At 72.0% G+C, this 14,811-nt stretch carries 15 protein-coding genes; 13 read left to right on the top strand and 2 right to left on the bottom strand.

Annotated elements, in window-relative coordinates; genetic code table 11:
* Window positions 1–31: 31 nt before the first annotated feature.
* Entirely contained in the window at window positions 32–484 is a 453-nt protein-coding gene (locus B9W62_RS05365) for an ATP-binding protein (protein WP_164457943.1), read from the top strand.
* A 3-nt stretch (window positions 485–487) separates the two neighbouring features.
* Here B9W62_RS05365 and idi read toward each other — a convergent pair whose 3' ends face one another.
* Window positions 488–1,081 (bottom strand): isopentenyl-diphosphate Delta-isomerase, encoded by a 594-nt coding sequence (idi, locus tag B9W62_RS05360; protein WP_087805675.1) that lies wholly within the window; start codon window positions 1,079–1,081, stop codon window positions 488–490.
* Between the two features lie 243 nt (window positions 1,082–1,324).
* Window positions 1,325–2,263, bottom strand: coding sequence for a cation diffusion facilitator family transporter (locus B9W62_RS05355; RefSeq protein WP_087805673.1), 939 nt, complete (start codon window positions 2,261–2,263; stop codon window positions 1,325–1,327).
* Window positions 2,264–2,740: 477 nt separating this feature from the next.
* Between B9W62_RS05355 and B9W62_RS05345 the strand changes: the two genes are divergently transcribed.
* The 12 genes from B9W62_RS05345 (at window position 2,741) to B9W62_RS05290 (ending at window position 14,736) form a co-directional block, all read left to right on the top strand.
* Window positions 2,741–4,558, top strand: a complete 1,818-nt coding sequence (locus B9W62_RS05345; protein WP_087805670.1) for a DUF5941 domain-containing protein — start codon at window positions 2,741–2,743, stop codon at window positions 4,556–4,558.
* Complete coding sequence (locus tag B9W62_RS05340; protein WP_087805668.1) at window positions 4,555–5,307, top strand: phosphocholine cytidylyltransferase family protein; 753 nt, start codon at window positions 4,555–4,557, stop codon at window positions 5,305–5,307. The genes B9W62_RS05345 and B9W62_RS05340 overlap by 4 nt, the downstream gene beginning before the upstream one ends.
* Complete coding sequence (locus tag B9W62_RS05335; RefSeq protein WP_087805666.1) at window positions 5,295–6,356, top strand: iron-containing alcohol dehydrogenase family protein; 1,062 nt, start codon at window positions 5,295–5,297, stop codon at window positions 6,354–6,356. Before B9W62_RS05340 ends, B9W62_RS05335 begins: the two co-directional genes overlap by 13 nt.
* Complete coding sequence (locus B9W62_RS05330; RefSeq protein ID WP_179235360.1) at window positions 6,334–7,113, top strand: CDP-alcohol phosphatidyltransferase family protein; 780 nt, start codon at window positions 6,334–6,336, stop codon at window positions 7,111–7,113. Before B9W62_RS05335 ends, B9W62_RS05330 begins: the two co-directional genes overlap by 23 nt.
* An 8-nt stretch (window positions 7,114–7,121) precedes the next feature.
* The gene (locus B9W62_RS05325) at window positions 7,122–7,994 is read left to right on the top strand and encodes a glycosyltransferase family 2 protein (RefSeq protein ID WP_087805662.1); all 873 of its coding nucleotides are present in this window, start codon (window positions 7,122–7,124) and stop codon (window positions 7,992–7,994) included.
* A gap of 98 nt (window positions 7,995–8,092) precedes the next feature.
* Complete coding sequence (locus B9W62_RS05320) at window positions 8,093–9,022, top strand: ABC transporter permease (RefSeq protein WP_087805660.1); 930 nt, start codon at window positions 8,093–8,095, stop codon at window positions 9,020–9,022.
* Window positions 9,015–9,803 carry an ABC transporter ATP-binding protein gene (locus B9W62_RS05315; protein WP_179235359.1) on the top strand — a complete coding sequence of 263 codons (789 nt, stop codon included), beginning with the start codon at window positions 9,015–9,017 and terminating at the stop codon, window positions 9,801–9,803. Before B9W62_RS05320 ends, B9W62_RS05315 begins: the two co-directional genes overlap by 8 nt.
* A 359-nt stretch (window positions 9,804–10,162) precedes the next feature.
* Window positions 10,163–11,065, top strand: coding sequence for a squalene synthase HpnC (gene hpnC, locus B9W62_RS05310; protein ID WP_087805658.1), 903 nt, complete (start codon window positions 10,163–10,165; stop codon window positions 11,063–11,065).
* Entirely contained in the window at window positions 11,062–12,012 is a 951-nt protein-coding gene (hpnD, locus tag B9W62_RS05305; RefSeq protein ID WP_373433664.1) for a presqualene diphosphate synthase HpnD, read from the top strand. Before hpnC ends, hpnD begins: the two co-directional genes overlap by 4 nt.
* Window positions 12,012–12,170: a DUF6380 family protein gene (locus tag B9W62_RS40575; protein ID WP_087805656.1), complete on the top strand. Its 159-nt coding sequence runs from the start codon at window positions 12,012–12,014 to the stop codon at window positions 12,168–12,170. Before hpnD ends, B9W62_RS40575 begins: the two co-directional genes overlap by 1 nt.
* Complete coding sequence (gene hpnE / locus B9W62_RS05295) at window positions 12,167–13,603, top strand: hydroxysqualene dehydroxylase HpnE (RefSeq protein ID WP_087805654.1); 1,437 nt, start codon at window positions 12,167–12,169, stop codon at window positions 13,601–13,603. The genes B9W62_RS40575 and hpnE overlap by 4 nt, the downstream gene beginning before the upstream one ends.
* A gap of 68 nt (window positions 13,604–13,671) precedes the next feature.
* Entirely contained in the window at window positions 13,672–14,736 is a 1,065-nt protein-coding gene (locus B9W62_RS05290; protein WP_179235941.1) for a polyprenyl synthetase family protein, read from the top strand.
* Window positions 14,737–14,811 lie beyond the last annotated feature (75 nt).

Raw genomic sequence — 14,811 nt, 5'->3', positions numbered from 1 at the left:
GACAATCGAGCCCAGGGGTGGCGACCGGACGATGGACGAGACCGGGCCCACCGGGCCGCTGCCGTACGAAGGTGTCTGGCGGTTCACCGCCCCCGCCGTGGACGCCTCGGTGCCGCAGGCCCGGCACGCCGTGCGCGACCTGCTGACCCGCCAGGGCGTGCCGGTCTCCGACGACGTGACCCAGGCCCTGCTGCTGATCGTCTCGGAGCTGGTCACGAACGCGGTCCGGCACGCGGCCGTGCTCTCGCCGGTGCTCGCCGTGGAGGTCGCCGTCGGACCCGAGTGGGTGCGGGTGGCCGTGGAGGACGACCACCCCTACCGCCCGACCGCCCTGGAGGCCGACCACGGCCGCACCGGCGGCCGCGGCCTGCTCCTGGTCCGTGAGATCACCCGGGAGGCGGGCGGTGCCTGCGACGTGGCCCACACCGCGAGCGGCGGCAAGGTGATCTGGGCCGCCCTGCCGCTCAAGCACGCCGCGCGTTAGGAGTCACCAGCCCGCGGACGGGCCCGTCAGCTCCCGGACGGCCGGGCGGGCCGCGTCCAGCACCGTCATGAACCACGCCGAGAAGGTGTCCTTCGCATGCCGCCCGGTCAGCTCCGCCGGGGACACGAAGGCCGTACCCGCCACCTCCTCCGGGTCCGGGCGCGGCTCGGCCTGGACCAGGCCGACGAAGAGATGGTTGTACTCCTGCTCGACCAGCCCGGAGGCCGGGTCCGGGTGGTTGTAGCGCACCGTGCCCGCCTCGGCGAGCAGGGACGGCGACACCCCCAGCTCCTCGTACGTCCGCCGGGCCGCCGCGGCGAACGGCGCCTCACCGGGGTAGGGGTGACCGCAGCAGGTGTTCGACCAGACGCCGGGGGAGTGGTACTTGCCCAGGGCGCGCTGCTGGATCAGCAGCCGTCCCCGCTCGTCGAAGAGGAACACGGAGAAGGCACGGTGCAGTCGCCCCGGCGGCTGGTGCGCGGAGAGCTTCTCCGCGGTGCCGATCGTCACGCCGTTCTCGTCGACCAGTTCCAGCAAAATGGCGTCTGCGGTGCCGTTCGACGAGCTGGGCGTCGCGGTGGCAGGAGTGATCGGCATACCCATCCTTCACATCGGTCCTCGCGCCCCAAGTGTGCCGTACGAATCCGGCACTCTCGGCACTTCCCGGCCCACCCGCATGTCCCGCGTGCCCGCGCCGGCACCGGGGCGGCCGGTCGGACACCGAGCAGGGGTCCGATCAGTGATCGTTCCCGGGGCCGCGCCCGGGGAACCCTGCCGGTGGAGCGATCGGCGGCGCGTGCCGGTGCGCACGCGCCCCCTCGTCCGCCGAGCCGCCCCGGTTCAGTGGCACAGCCGGGTCTCGTGCTCCGCGTGACCGCTGGGCTCCAGCTGGAAGGTGCAGTGCTCCACGTCGAAGTGGTCTCCCAGGCAGCCCTGCAATTCGTGGAGCATCTTCTCGTGGCCGATCGCGCTCAGCGCCTCGCCGTCCACCACCACGTGCGCCGACAGCACCGGCATGCCCGAGGTGATGGTCCAGGCATGCAGGTCGTGCACGTCCTCGACCCCGTCGAGGGCGAGTATGTGGGTGCGCACCTCGGCGATGTCCACGCCCTTGGGCGCCGCCTCGAGGAGCACGTCCAGGGTCTCGCGCAGCAGGCGCCAGGTGCGCGGCACGATCATCAGACCGATGAGCAGCGACGCGATCGGGTCGGCCGGCTGCCAGCCCGTGCCCAGGATCACCAGCGCCGAGACGATCACCGCCAGGGAGCCCAGCGCGTCCGCGGCCACCTCCAGGAAGGCGCCGCGCACGTTGAGGCTCTCCTTCTGCCCGCGCATCAGCAGCGACAGCGACACCATGTTCGCCACCAGGCCGATCGCGCCGAAGACCACGGTCGGGCCGCCCGCCGTGTCGGCCGGCGTGACGAACCGGTCGATCGCCTCGTACAGGACGTAACCGCCGACCCCGAGCAGCAGCAGACAGTTGGCCAGGGCGGCGAGGATCTCGGCGCGGGCGTAACCGAAGGTGCGGCGGTCGCTCGGCGGGCGGCTCGCGAAGTGGACGGCCAGCAGGGCCATGCCGAGCCCCAGGGCGTCGGTCGCCATGTGCGCGGCGTCGGCGATCAGCGCGAGCGAGTCGGCGACCAGCCCGCCGACGATCTCGACGACCATGACGGTGAGGGTGATCGCCAGCGCCACCCGCAGCCTGCCCCGGTAGGCGGCCGTAGCCGTCCCGCCGGCGTGCCCCCCGTGCGCGTGACCGTGATCGTGCCCAGCCCCCATGAGAAAGCCGCCTCCCTGTGCGTCCCGGCGCCCGGTGACCCGGTGCCCGCAGGACAGTCAACTACGGGTAGGGGGTATCGGGCAACGCGGCACTGAACACCGTTGTCATGTGCCCTGACCTGCGAAAACGTTCCGCAGGTCAGGGCTGTGGAGGGCATTCGGAAGCGCAGCCTCCGCCAGATGGCGCACCGGGGTGCCGAAGGCCGCTCTGACCCTGCGCGCACGACCGCCGACCCTGTGCGATGTCCGCGATGCCCGGTCTGGGGGCGCGGTTTGTGGGGCGGGCCCCGCATCCACGATGATGATCGCGGCAAAGGCGGGAGCAAGCGGCGTCGACCGACCGTGAAACGGGCGGTGAACACGGCGTTCCCGGCATCCGATAACCTCTGCCGACATGCCGCCCGGGTGCCCCAGGCACGGGCGCTCCACCATGCACAGGCCCGGCGTCCCGACGCCGGCACCAGGGAGTGAGTTCGGTTGCCGACCGCCATCCTCACCGGTCAGCCGGTCCCCGGTTCGTCGATCGAGAGCGAGCTGCGGTCCCTGGGCTTCGACGTGCACCTCGCCTCCGGCGCCGCCGACACCGAGACCCTCCTGGCCCGCGCCCCCGGCGAGGAGCGGGTCGCCGTGGTCGACGCCCGCTTCGTGGGCCACCCGCACGCCCTGCGCCTCGGCCTCACCGACCCCCGCTTCCCGCTCGCCGCGATCCCGGGCGCCGTGACCGCGCAGCCGGCCGCCCGCCAGGCACTGACCCGCGCGATGGCCCGAGAGAATTCCGCGGGCGGCGGCACCGCGCTGGCCGTGGACAGCCTCGCCGACCGGATCACCGCCGCCCTCGACGCCGACGGCGCCGACGTGCACCGCCCCGAGCTGGGCCGCCTCGTCGCCGCCGTCCCCGCCGACCCGCAGGCCCGCAACGAGGCACGGCAGGCCGTCGCCGCCGTCGACGACGAGGCCGTACGCCTGAAGTCGGCGGTCAAGGCCCGCGACGGCTTCGTCACCACGTTCCTCATCAGCCCCTACTCCCGCTACATCGCCCGCTGGTGCGCGCGGCGCGGGCTGACGCCCAACCAGGTCACCACCGCCTCGCTGATCACCGCGCTGATAGCGGCGGGCTGCGCCGCCACCGGCACCCGCGCCGGCTTCGTCGCCGCCGGCGTGCTGCTCATCGCCTCCTTCGTCCTCGACTGCACCGACGGACAGCTCGCCCGCTACTCCCTCCAGTACTCCACGCTCGGCGCCTGGCTCGACGCCACCTTCGACCGCGCCAAGGAGTACGCCTACTACGCGGGCCTCGCCCTCGGGGCCGCCCGCGGCGGCGACGACGTGTGGGCCCTGGCGCTGGGCGCGATGGTCCTCCAGACCTGCCGGCACGTCGTGGACTTCTCCTTCAACGAGGCCAACCACGACGCCACCGCCAACACGAGCCCCACCGCCGCCCTCTCCGACAAGCTCGACAGTGTCGGCTGGACGGTCTGGGTGCGCCGCATGATCGTGCTGCCCATCGGTGAACGCTGGGCCATGATCGCCGTGCTGACCGCGCTCACCACGCCCCGGATCACCTTCTACGCGCTGCTGATCGGCTGCGCGTTCTCCGCGACGTACACCACCGCGGGCCGCGTGCTGCGCTCGCTGACCCGCAGGGCCACCCGCACCGACCGCGCGGCGACGGCGCTGGCCGACCTCGCCGACTCGGGACCGCTGGCCGAGGCCGCCGCCAGGGGCCTGCGCGGCTCCGCCCGCCGGCTGCCCGCGATCACCGCCCCCGCCGTCGCGCTCCTCGGCGGAGCCGCCGTCGTCGCCACCGCCGCGCTCACCGACTTCGGCGGCCCCTGGCCGCTGGTCGCCGCGCTCGTGTACGTGCTGACCTCCGCCGTCGCCGTCGCCCGCCCCCTCAAGGGCGCCCTCGACTGGCTGGTCCCGCCGTTCTTCCGGGCCGCCGAGTACCTCACCGTCCTGGTACTGGCCGCGAAAGCGGACGTGAACGGGGCCCTTCCGGCGGCTTTCGGGCTGGTGTCCGCGGTCGCCTACCATCACTACGACACGGTCTACCGCATCCGCGGCGACGCGGGCGCACCGCCGCAGTGGCTGGTGCGGACGGTCGGGGGGCACGAGGGCCGCACGCTGGTGATCTGCGCGCTGGCCGTGCTGCTCACCGCCTCACAGTTCAAGCTCGCGCTCACGGTTCTCGCCGTGGCCGTGGCACTCGTGGTGCTCGTCGAGAGCATCCGCTTCTGGGTCGCCGCCCACAAGGTCGGCGCACCCGCCGTACACGACGAAGGAGAACCCGCATGATCGGCCTCGTGCTGGCGGCCGGCGCCGGCCGGCGTCTGCGCCCCTACACCGACACCCTGCCCAAGGCACTGGTGCCGGTCGGCCCCGAGGGGGCGGAGGACACCATCACGGTCCTCGACCTGACCCTGGCGAACTTCGCCGAGGTCGGCCTGACCGAGGTCGGGATCATCGTCGGCTACCGCAAGGAAGCCGTGTACGACCGCAAGGAGGAGCTGGAGCGCAAGTACGGCGTCAAGCTCACCCTGATCGACAACGACAAGGCCGAGGAGTGGAACAACGCCTACTCCCTGTGGTGCGGCCGTGACGCCCTCAAGGACGGCGTGATCCTCGCCAACGGCGACACCGTGCACCCGGTCTCCGTCGAGAAGACCCTGCTTGCCGCCCGCGGCGACGGCAAGAAGATCATCCTCGCCCTCGACACGGTGAAGAACCTCGCCGAGGAGGAGATGAAGGTCGTCGTCGACCCCGACAAGGGTGTCCAGCGCATCACCAAGCTGATGGACCCGGCCGAGGCGACCGGCGAGTACATCGGCGTCACCCTCATCGAGGGCGAGGCCGCCGCCGACCTGGCCGACGCGCTGAAGACCACCTTCGAGCGCGACCCGCAGCTGTACTACGAGGACGGCTACCAGGAGCTGGTCAACCGCGGCTTCAAGGTCGACGTGGCGCCGATCGGCGACGTCAAGTGGGTTGAGATCGACAACCACGACGACCTCGCCAAGGGCAGGGAGATCGCGTGCCAGTACTGACGAGGCTCATCCCGTCGCCGGTCGTCGTCGACATCCGCGCGGGTGCCCTCGACGACCTGGGGGGTGTGCTCGCCGACGAGCGCGTCTCCCACTCCGGCAAGCTCGCCGTCGCCGTCAGCGGCGGCTCCGGCGCCCGGCTGCGCGACCGCGTCGCCCCGTCCCTGCCCGGCGCCGACTGGTACGAGGTCGGCGGCGGCACCCTGGACGACGCCATCAAGCTGGCCGGTGCCATGAAGGGCGGCCACTACGACGCGGTCGTCGGCCTCGGCGGCGGCAAGATCATCGACTGCGCCAAGTTCGCGGCGGCACGCATCGGCCTCCCGCTGGTCGCCGTGCCGACCAACCTCGCGCACGACGGTCTGTGCTCCCCGGTCGCCACCCTCGACAACGACGCGGGCCGCGGCTCCTACGGTGTGCCGAACCCGATCGCCGTCGTCATCGACCTGGACGTCATCCGCGCGGCCCCGGCCCGCTTCGTGCGCGCCGGCATCGGCGACGCCGTCTCCAACGTCTCCGCGATCGCGGACTGGGAGCTGGCCAACCGCGTCAAGGGCGAGCGGATCGACGGCCTGGCCGCCGCGATGGCCCGCCAGGCCGGCGAGGCCGTGCTCCGGCACCCCGGCGGCATCGGCGACAACGAGTTCCTCCAGGTGCTGGCCGAGGCGCTGGTGCTCAGCGGCATCGCCATGTCGGTCTCCGGCGACTCGCGGCCGTCCTCGGGCGCCTGCCACGAGATCAACCACGCCTTCGACCTGCTCTACCCCGAGCGCGCGGCCGCCCACGGCGAGCAGTGCGGCCTGGGCGCGGCCTTCGCGATGTACCTGCGCGGGGCCCACGAGGAGTCCGCCCACATGGCCGAGGTGCTGCGGCGGCACGGGCTGCCGGTGCTGCCCAAGGAGATCGGGTTCACGCCCGAGGAGTTCTTCCGGGCCGTCGAGTTCGCCCCCCAGACCCGCCCCGGCCGTTACACGATCCTCGAGCACCTCGACCTGAAAACCGACCAGATCAAGGACTTGTACGCCGACTATGTCAAGGCCATCGGTAGCTGAACTACGCCCGGTCGTCCATCCCGCGGGAGTCAAGGACCGGCGCAGCGGTGAGCACTGGGCGGGACGCCTCTACATGCGCGAGGTCTCGCTGCGGATCGACCGCTACCTGGTGAACACCAGGATCACGCCCAACCAGCTCACGTACCTGATGACCGTCTGCGGCGTGCTCGCGGCCCCCGCGCTGCTCGTGCCGGGCATCTGGGGCGCCGTGCTCGGCGTGGTCGCCGTCCAGCTGTACCTGCTGCTGGACTGCGTCGACGGCGAGATCGCCCGCTGGAAGAAGCAGTACTCACTCGGCGGCGTCTACCTGGACCGGGTCGGCGCCTATCTCACCGACGCCGCCGTCCTGGTCGGCCTCGGCCTGCGTGCCGCCGACGTCTTCGGCACCGGCCGGATCGACTGGCTGTGGGCCTTCCTCGGCACCCTGGCCGCGCTCGGCGCCATCCTGATCAAGGCCGAGACCGACCTGGTGGGCGTCGCCCGCCACCAGGCCGGGATGGAGCCCGTGAAGGAGGCCGCCTCCGAGATCCGCTCCTCCGGCATGGCGCTGGCCCGCCGGGCCGCCGGGGCGCTCAAGTTCCACCGGCTGATCCTCGGCATCGAGGCGTCCCTGCTGATCCTGGTCCTCGCGATCGTCGACCAGGCGCGCGGCGACCTGTTCTTCACCCGCCTCGGCACCGCCGTACTCGCCGGGATCGCGCTGTTGCAGACCCTGCTGCACCTGGTGTCCGTCCTCGCCTCCAGCAGGCTGAAGTGAGCGCGCCCATGAAGGTCGGCGCCGTCGTCATCACCATGGGCAACCGCCCCGAGGAGCTGCGCGCCCTGCTCGACTCGGTCGCCAAGCAGGACGGCGACCCGGTCCAGGTCGTCGTGGTCGGCAACGGCTCGCCCGTCCCGGAGGTGCCGGACGGCGTGCGCACCGTCGAGCTGCCCGAGAACCTTGGCATCCCCGGCGGACGCAACGTCGGCATCGAGGCCTTCGGGCCCGGCGGCAGCGAGGTCGACGTCCTGCTCTTCCTCGACGACGACGGCCTGCTCGCCCGCACCGACACCGCCGAGCTGTGCCGCGAGGCCTTCGCGGCCGACGACGCGCTGGGCATCATCAGCTTCCGCATCGCCGACCCGGACACCGGCGAGACCCAGCGCCGGCACGTCCCGCGGCTGCGCGCCTCCGACCCGATGCGCTCCTCGCGGGTCACCACCTTCCTCGGCGGCGCCAACGCGGTGCGCACCCGTGTCCTCACCCAGGTCGGCGGGCTGCCCGACGCGTTCTTCTACGCCCACGAGGAGACCGACCTGGCCTGGCGGGCCCTGGACGCGGGCTGGATGATCGACTACCGGTCCGACATGGTGCTCAACCACCCCACGACCGCGCCGTCCCGGCACGCGGTCTACCACCGCATGGTCGCCCGCAACCGCGTCTGGCTCGCCCGCCGCAACCTCCCCGCGCTGCTGGTCCCGGTCTACCTCGGCGTCTGGATGCTGCTCACCCTGCTGCGCCGGCCGTCGCGACCTGCCCTGAAGGCCTGGTTCGGCGGCTTCCGCGAGGGCTGGGCCACCCCGTGCGGTCCCCGCCGGCCCATGCGGTGGCGTACGGTGTGGCGCCTGACCCGGCTGGGCCGCCCCCCGGTGATCTGACAAGCTCGTACCCGAGAGCGTTCCGGCCCCGACCGGGGCCACCAGGTCCATGCCAGGCCCGCGCGGCCGAGCATTCTCGAAGACGAAAGTTTCCACCAGTGAGTGAGACAACGCACGACGGCACGGTCGCCATGACCAAGCCCGTGTCGCCCGACGAGGGCCTCACACCGGCCCGGCTCGCCGCCAAGTACGGGCTGTCCGTGAGCGGTGCCAGACCTTCCCTCGTGGAGTACGTCCGCCAGCTCTGGGGGCGGCGGCACTTCATCCTCGCCTTCTCCCAGGCGAAGCTGACCGCCCAGTACAGCCAGGCCAAGCTCGGCCAGCTGTGGCAGGTGGCCACCCCGCTGCTGAACGCGTTCGTCTACTTCGCGATCTTCGGTCTGATCCTGAACGCGGGCAAGGGCATGCCCAAGGACGTCTACATCCCGTTCCTGGTGACGGGTGTGTTCGTCTTCACCTTCACCCAGTCCTCCGCGATGGCGGGCGTGCGCGCCATCTCCGGCAACCTCGGGCTGGTGCGGGCGCTGCACTTCCCGCGCGCCTCGCTGCCCGTCTCGTTCGCGCTCCAGCAGCTCCAGCAGCTGCTGGCCTCGATGATCGTCCTGTTCGCGGTGGTCATCGGCTTCGGCAGCTACCCCTCGCTGTCCTGGCTGCTGGTCGTGCCGGCGCTCGTCCTGCAATTCCTGTTCAACGTGGGCCTGGCGCTCATCGTGGCCCGCATGGGGGCCAAGACGCCGGACCTCGCCCAGCTGATGCCGTTCATCATGCGGACCTGGATGTACGCGTCGGGCGTGATGTTCTCCATCCCGATCATGCTGGAGGACAAGCCGGCCTGGCTCGCGGACGTGCTCCAGTGGAACCCGGCCGCCGTCTACATGGACCTGATCCGCTTCGCGCTGATCGACGGGTACGGCTCCGAGAACCTGCCGCCGCACGTGTGGGCGGTCGCGCTCGGCTGGGCCGTGGTCCTCGCCGTGGGCGGCTTCGTGTACTTCTGGAAGGCGGAGGAGAGGTACGGCCGTGGCTGAGCAGCAGCAGGACCAGCGGGTGCCGACGGTCATCGCGGACGAACTGCACATCGTCTACCGCGTCAACGGCGCCAGGACCGGCAAGGGCAGCGCCACCGCGGCCCTCAGCCGCATACTCAAGAGGGGCTCCGACGACGCGGCGCGGGGCGTGCGCAAGGTGCACGCCGTGCGCGGGGTCTCCTTCACCGCCTACCGGGGCGAGGCCATCGGCCTGATCGGCTCCAACGGCTCCGGCAAGTCGACGCTGCTGCGGGCCATCGCCGGCCTGCTGCCGGCCGAGCGCGGCAAGGTCTACACCGACGGCCAGCCCTCCCTGCTCGGGGTGAACGCGGCCCTGATGAACGACCTGACCGGCGAGCGCAACGTCATCCTCGGCGGCCTGGCCATGGGCATGAGCCGCGAGCAGATCAAGGAGCGCTACCAGGACATCGTCGACTTCTCGGGCATCAACGAGAAGGGCGACTTCATCACCCTGCCGATGCGCACCTACTCCTCCGGCATGGCCGCCCGGCTGCGGTTCTCCATCGCCGCTGCCAAGGACCACGACGTCCTGATGATCGACGAGGCGCTGGCCACCGGCGACCGCAAGTTCCAGACCCGCTCCGAGGAACGCATCCGGGAACTGAAGAAGAAGGCCGGCACCATCTTCCTGGTCAGCCACAACAACAAGTCCATCCGCGACACCTGCAACCGGGTCCTGTGGCTGGAGCGCGGCGAGCTGCGCATGGACGGCCCGACCGACGAGGTGCTCAAGGAGTACGAGAAGTTCACGGGCAAGTAGCCCGACACGCCGAGGCCTCGCCGGAACTGTTCCGGCGAGGCCCCGCGTCTGCAAAGGAAACGTCAACTCCTGGCGTTCTCAGGAATCTTGAAGTCAATCGGTGTGTTGTTGTGATGCAGCATGCCCCCCGACGGACGCCCGTGAGTTGTACAACGTAAGCTGTACCGGTCCCGAAACGCGGCACATGGGGCGATAATGCCCGACACCCTCGACCGGGCCTGCCGCGCGGGTGGCAGGGCGGCGTGTCCGAAATAGTGTGTATTGGGTCGGCAGTGTAGAACGGGAGATGTGACGGCAATGGCGACGGAAACTCCCCAGCTCCGCGAAGCGTGCGCCGTCCCCGCCCAGGGAAGCCCGCGATGACGGCCACCGGCACGGCGCACGCCGTCGACCCGGAGCGCGGCACCCTCGCCAAGGCCGCCGACGAGAACTTCCCCGTCGCCCCCTTCTTCCTGCCCCGCGCCTGGCGCACCGACCTCATGGCGGTGTACGGCTTCGCCCGCCTCGTCGACGACATCGGCGACGGCGACCTCGCCCCGGGCGGAGCGGACGCCCGCCTCCTCGGCGTCCCCGCGGAGCGCGCCGACGACCGCCTGCTGATGCTGGACGCCTTCGAGGAGGACCTGCGCAGGGTCTTCGACGGCACCCCCCGCCATCCGCTGCTGCGCCGTCTGGTGCCCACCGTGCGTCGCCGCGCGCTGACCCCCGAGCCCTTCCTCGGCCTGATCGCCGCCAACCGCCAGGACCAACTCGTCGCGCGGTACGAGACCTACGACGACCTCCTCGCCTACTGCGAGCTGTCCGCCAACCCGGTCGGCCGCCTCGTCCTGGCCGTCACCGGCACCTCGACGCCCGAACGGATCCGCCGCTCCGACGAGATCTGCACCGCCCTCCAGATCGTCGAGCACCTCCAGGACGTCGCCGAGGACCTCGCACGGGACCGGATCTACCTGCCCGCCGAGGACATGAAACGTTTCCACGTCCAGGAGACGGACCTCGCCGCGCCCACCGCCAACGCGTCCGTGCGCGCCCTGATCGCCTACGAGGCCGCGCGCGCCCGCGACCTGCTGAATGAAGGAGCCCCCCTGGTGGGTAGCGTCCACGGCAGGCTGCGACTGCTCCTCGCGGGCTTCGTGGCGGGTGGAAGGGCGGCGCTCCGCGCCATCGCGGCGGCGGATCACGACGTACTTCCCGGCCCGCCCAAGTCAGGCAAGGTCCACTTGCTGCGCGAGGCGGGCGTGGTCCTGCGAGGAGAGGGGTGATCGAGTCCGTGGAGTCGTCAGCGAACATGCCGGCACCGGTGCTCGCCGCCTACAGCTACTGCGAGGCCGTCACCGGCCAGCAGGCACGTAACTTCGCCTACGGCATCCGGCTGCTGCCCACGCCGAAGCGGCGGGCGATGTCCGCGCTGTACGCGTTCTCGCGCCGGGTCGACGACATCGGTGACGGGACGCTGGCGGACGACGTCAAGGTCGCCCGGCTGGACGAGACCCGGGGCGTGCTCGCCCGGATCCAGGACGGCGCGGTCGACGAGGACGACACCGACCCGGTCGCGGTCGCCCTCGCGCACGCGGCCCGGCAGTTCCCGATCCCGCTCGGCGGCCTGGACGAGCTGATCGACGGCGTCCAGATGGACCTGCGCGGCGAGACCTACGAGACCTGGGACGACCTGAAGGTCTACTGCCGCTGTGTGGCGGGCGCCATCGGACGCCTCTCGCTGGGCGTCTTCGGCACCGAACCGGGGGCGCGCGGCGCCGAGCGCGCGCCCGAGTACGCCGACACGCTCGGGCTCGCACTCCAGCTCACCAACATCCTGCGCGACGTCCGGGAGGACGCCGAGGGCGGGCGCACCTACCTGCCCGCCGACGACCTCGCCAAGTTCGGCTGCTCGGCCGGCTTCCACGGACCGACACCACCCGAGGGCTCCGACTTCGCGGGCCTCGTGCACTTCGAAGTGCGTCGGGCCCGCGCCCTTTTCGCCGAGGGCTACCGGCTGCTGCCCATGCTCGACCGGCGCAGCGGCGCCTGTGTGGCCGCCATGGCCGGCATCTACCGCCGCCTCCTGGACCGCATCGAGCGCGACCCCGAGGCCGTGCTGCGCGGCCGGGTCTCCCTGCCCGGACGCGAGAAGGCCTACGTCGCCGTGCGCGGCCTGTCCGGCCTCGACACCCGGCACGTCACCCGGCGGACCGTCAGGAGGCGCGCCTGATGGACACACCGGGCACACTCGACACCCAGGACCCGCGCGACACCACCGGCGGACGGCGCCGGGCAACCCTCCGGTGGCGGTCGGCGTCCCTGACTGAGACGGTCGGCCGTACGCCGTTCACACACCGTGGCGACCGGACAGGGAGGGGCGCACCATGACGCAGGGCAACGGCACGCGCGAGGGCGGACCACTCGCGGACGCCCCCGCCCTCGGCCCCGGCGGGCATGCCGTCGTGGTCGGCGGCGGACTCGCGGGAGTCACCAGCGCGCTCGCACTCGCCGACGCCGGCGTGCGCGTCACCCTGCTCGAAGGGCGCCCGCGGCTGGGCGGGCTCGCCTTCTCCTTCCAGCGCGGCGACCTCACCGTCGACAACGGCCAGCACGTGTACCTGCGCTGCTGCACCGCCTACCGGTGGTTCCTCGACCGGATCGGCGCAGCGGCGCTCGCGCCCGTGCAGGACCGCCTCGACGTGCCCGTGGTCGACCTGGCGCGGCCCGAGGGCAACCGGCTCGGCAGACTGCGGCGCGACGCGCTGCCCGTGCCCCTGCACCTGGGACGCAGCCTGGCGACCTATCCGCACCTCTCCCTCGCCGAACGCGCCTCGGTGGGGCGTGCCGCGCTCGCGCTCAAGGGGCTCGACCTCGCCGATCCGACCCTGGACACCCAGGACTTCGGCAGCTGGCTGGCCGCGCACGGCCAGTCGGCGCGTGCCGTCGAGGCCCTGTGGGACCTGGTCGGGGTCGCCACCCTCAACGCGGTCGCGGGCGACGCCTCGCTGGCGCTCGCCGCGATGGTGTTCAAGACCGGTCTGCTGTCCGACCCGGGAGCGGCCGACATCGGGTGGGCCCGCGTCCCGCTGGGCGAACTGCACGACCGGCTGGCCCGCAAGGCGCTCGACTCCGCGGGCGTCCGTACCGAGGTCCGTACACGCGTCACCTCCGTCTCTGTAAACGAGAACGGCGGCTGGAGCGTTCAGGTTCCCGGCGAGACGCTCGAAGCGGACGCGGTCGTCCTCGCCGTACCCCAGCGCGAGGCCCACGACCTGCTGCCCCTCGGTGCGCTGGACACCCCGGAAAATCTTCTGCGGATCGACACCGCGCCGATCCTCAACATCCACGTGATCTACGACCGCGAGGTGCTCGCCGCACCGTTCCTCACCGCCCTCGGCACCCCGGTGCAGTGGGTGTTCGACCGTACCGAGGCCTCCGGACTGAAGGAGGGGCAGTACCTGGCGCTGTCCCAGTCGACCGCGCAGCACGAGATCGACGAACCGGTGGCCGTGCTGCGCGAGCGGTACCTGCCGGAACTGGAACGACTGCTGCCGCGCACCCGGGGTGCCGAGGTGAAGGACTTCTTCGTGACCAGGGAGCGCACCGCGACGTTCGCCCCCGCCCCCGGCGTCGGCCGTCTGAGGCCCGGCGCCCGCACCAAGGCACCCGGCTTCTACCTGGCCGGAGCGTGGACCGCCACCGGGTGGCCCGCGACCATGGAGAGTGCGGTTCGCAGCGGTGTCGCAGCGGCGGCCGCCGCGCTCGGCACCCCGGGCCGGTCCCGCGGCCTCCTTCCGGATTTCTTCGAGGAGGCGGCGTGAAAGCCGATCCGCGCGGGGCCGACCCCCGCACTCCCGGCACCGCAACTGGAGGAAAGACTGTGCCCACTGTGCCCCCGGCCGCGAAGGCCGATCGACGGACCACGGTGGACGTGACCGCGCTTCTGGAGCGCGGCCGGACCCTGGCCACGCCGGTCCTGCGGGCGGCGGTCGACCGACTGGCCCCTCCCATGGACACCGTCGCCGCCTACCACTTCGGCTGGATCGACGCCCAGGGCAACCCCGCCGACGGCGACGGCGGCAAGGCCGTGCGCCCCGCGCTCGCCGTGCTCTCCGCCGAGGTCACCGGCGCCGCGCCCGAGGTCGGCGTGCCCGGCGCGGTGGCCGTGGAACTGGTCCACAACTTCTCCCTCCTGCACGACGACCTGATGGACGGCGACGAGCAGCGCCGCCACCGCGACACCGTCTGGAAGGTGCACGGCCCCGCCCAGGCCATCCTGGTCGGCGACGCCCTGTTCGCCCTGGCCAACGAGGTGCTGCTCGAACCGGGCACCGTCGAGTCCGGGCGGGCCACCCGCCGCCTGACCAAGGCCAGCCGCTCCCTGATCGACGGCCAGGCCCAGGACATGTCCTACGAGCACCGCGACCGCGTCAGCGTCGAGGAGTGCCTGGAGATGGAGGGCAACAAGACGGGTGCCCTGCTCGCCTCCGCCAGTTCCATCGGCGCGGTGCTCGGCGGCGCCGACGAGCGCACCGCCGACACCCTGGAGAAGTACGGCTACCACCTGGGCCTCGCCTTCCAGGCCGTCGACGACCTGCTCGGCATCTGGGGCGACCCGGACGCCACCGGCAAGCAGACCTGGAGCGACCTGCGCCAGCGCAAGAAGTCGCTGCCGGTCGTCGCCGCCCTCGCGGCCGGCGGGTCCGCCTCCGAGCGGCTCGGCGAGATCCTCGCCGCCGACGCCAAGGCCAGTGACTTCGCGAACTTCTCCGAGGAGGAGTTCGCGGCCCGCGCCGCCCTCATCGAGGAAGCGGGCGGACGGGAGTGGACCGCCGACGAGGCGCGTCGCCAGCACACCATCGCCATCGAAGCCCTCGACGCCGTCGACATGCCCGACCGGGTGCGGGAGATGTTCACGGCGCTCGCGGACTTCGTCGTCGTACGAAAGAGATGATCATTATCGGTCGAATAGCCCTCGCGTAGTCGCCGGCCGGTGTCGTGGAGACACGAGCACCGGCCGACGGCGGAC

Origin of the sequence: Streptomyces sp. CS113 (genome assembly GCF_002188365.1) — a bacterium.
GTDB classification, from domain to species: domain Bacteria; phylum Actinomycetota; class Actinomycetes; order Streptomycetales; family Streptomycetaceae; genus Streptomyces; species Streptomyces tendae.
Note: the sequence above shows the minus strand (reverse complement) of the source record. Positions and strands in the feature narration are given on the sequence as shown.

Coding starts and splice junctions, on each gene's coding strand:
- B9W62_RS05365 (WP_164457943.1), top strand. CDS start 32: ATGGACGAGACCGGGCCCACCGGGCCGCTGCCGTACGAAGGTGTCTGG.
- idi (WP_087805675.1), bottom strand. CDS start 1,081: ATGCCGATCACTCCTGCCACCGCGACGCCCAGCTCGTCGAACGGCACC.
- B9W62_RS05355 (WP_087805673.1), bottom strand. CDS start 2,263: ATGGGGGCTGGGCACGATCACGGTCACGCGCACGGGGGGCACGCCGGC.
- B9W62_RS05340 (WP_087805668.1), top strand. CDS start 4,555: ATGATCGGCCTCGTGCTGGCGGCCGGCGCCGGCCGGCGTCTGCGCCCC.
- B9W62_RS05330 (WP_179235360.1), top strand. CDS start 6,334: ATGTCAAGGCCATCGGTAGCTGAACTACGCCCGGTCGTCCATCCCGCG.
- B9W62_RS05325 (WP_087805662.1), top strand. CDS start 7,122: ATGAAGGTCGGCGCCGTCGTCATCACCATGGGCAACCGCCCCGAGGAG.
- hpnC (WP_087805658.1), top strand. CDS start 10,163: ATGACGGCCACCGGCACGGCGCACGCCGTCGACCCGGAGCGCGGCACC.
- B9W62_RS40575 (WP_087805656.1), top strand. CDS start 12,012: ATGGACACACCGGGCACACTCGACACCCAGGACCCGCGCGACACCACC.
- hpnE (WP_087805654.1), top strand. CDS start 12,167: ATGACGCAGGGCAACGGCACGCGCGAGGGCGGACCACTCGCGGACGCC.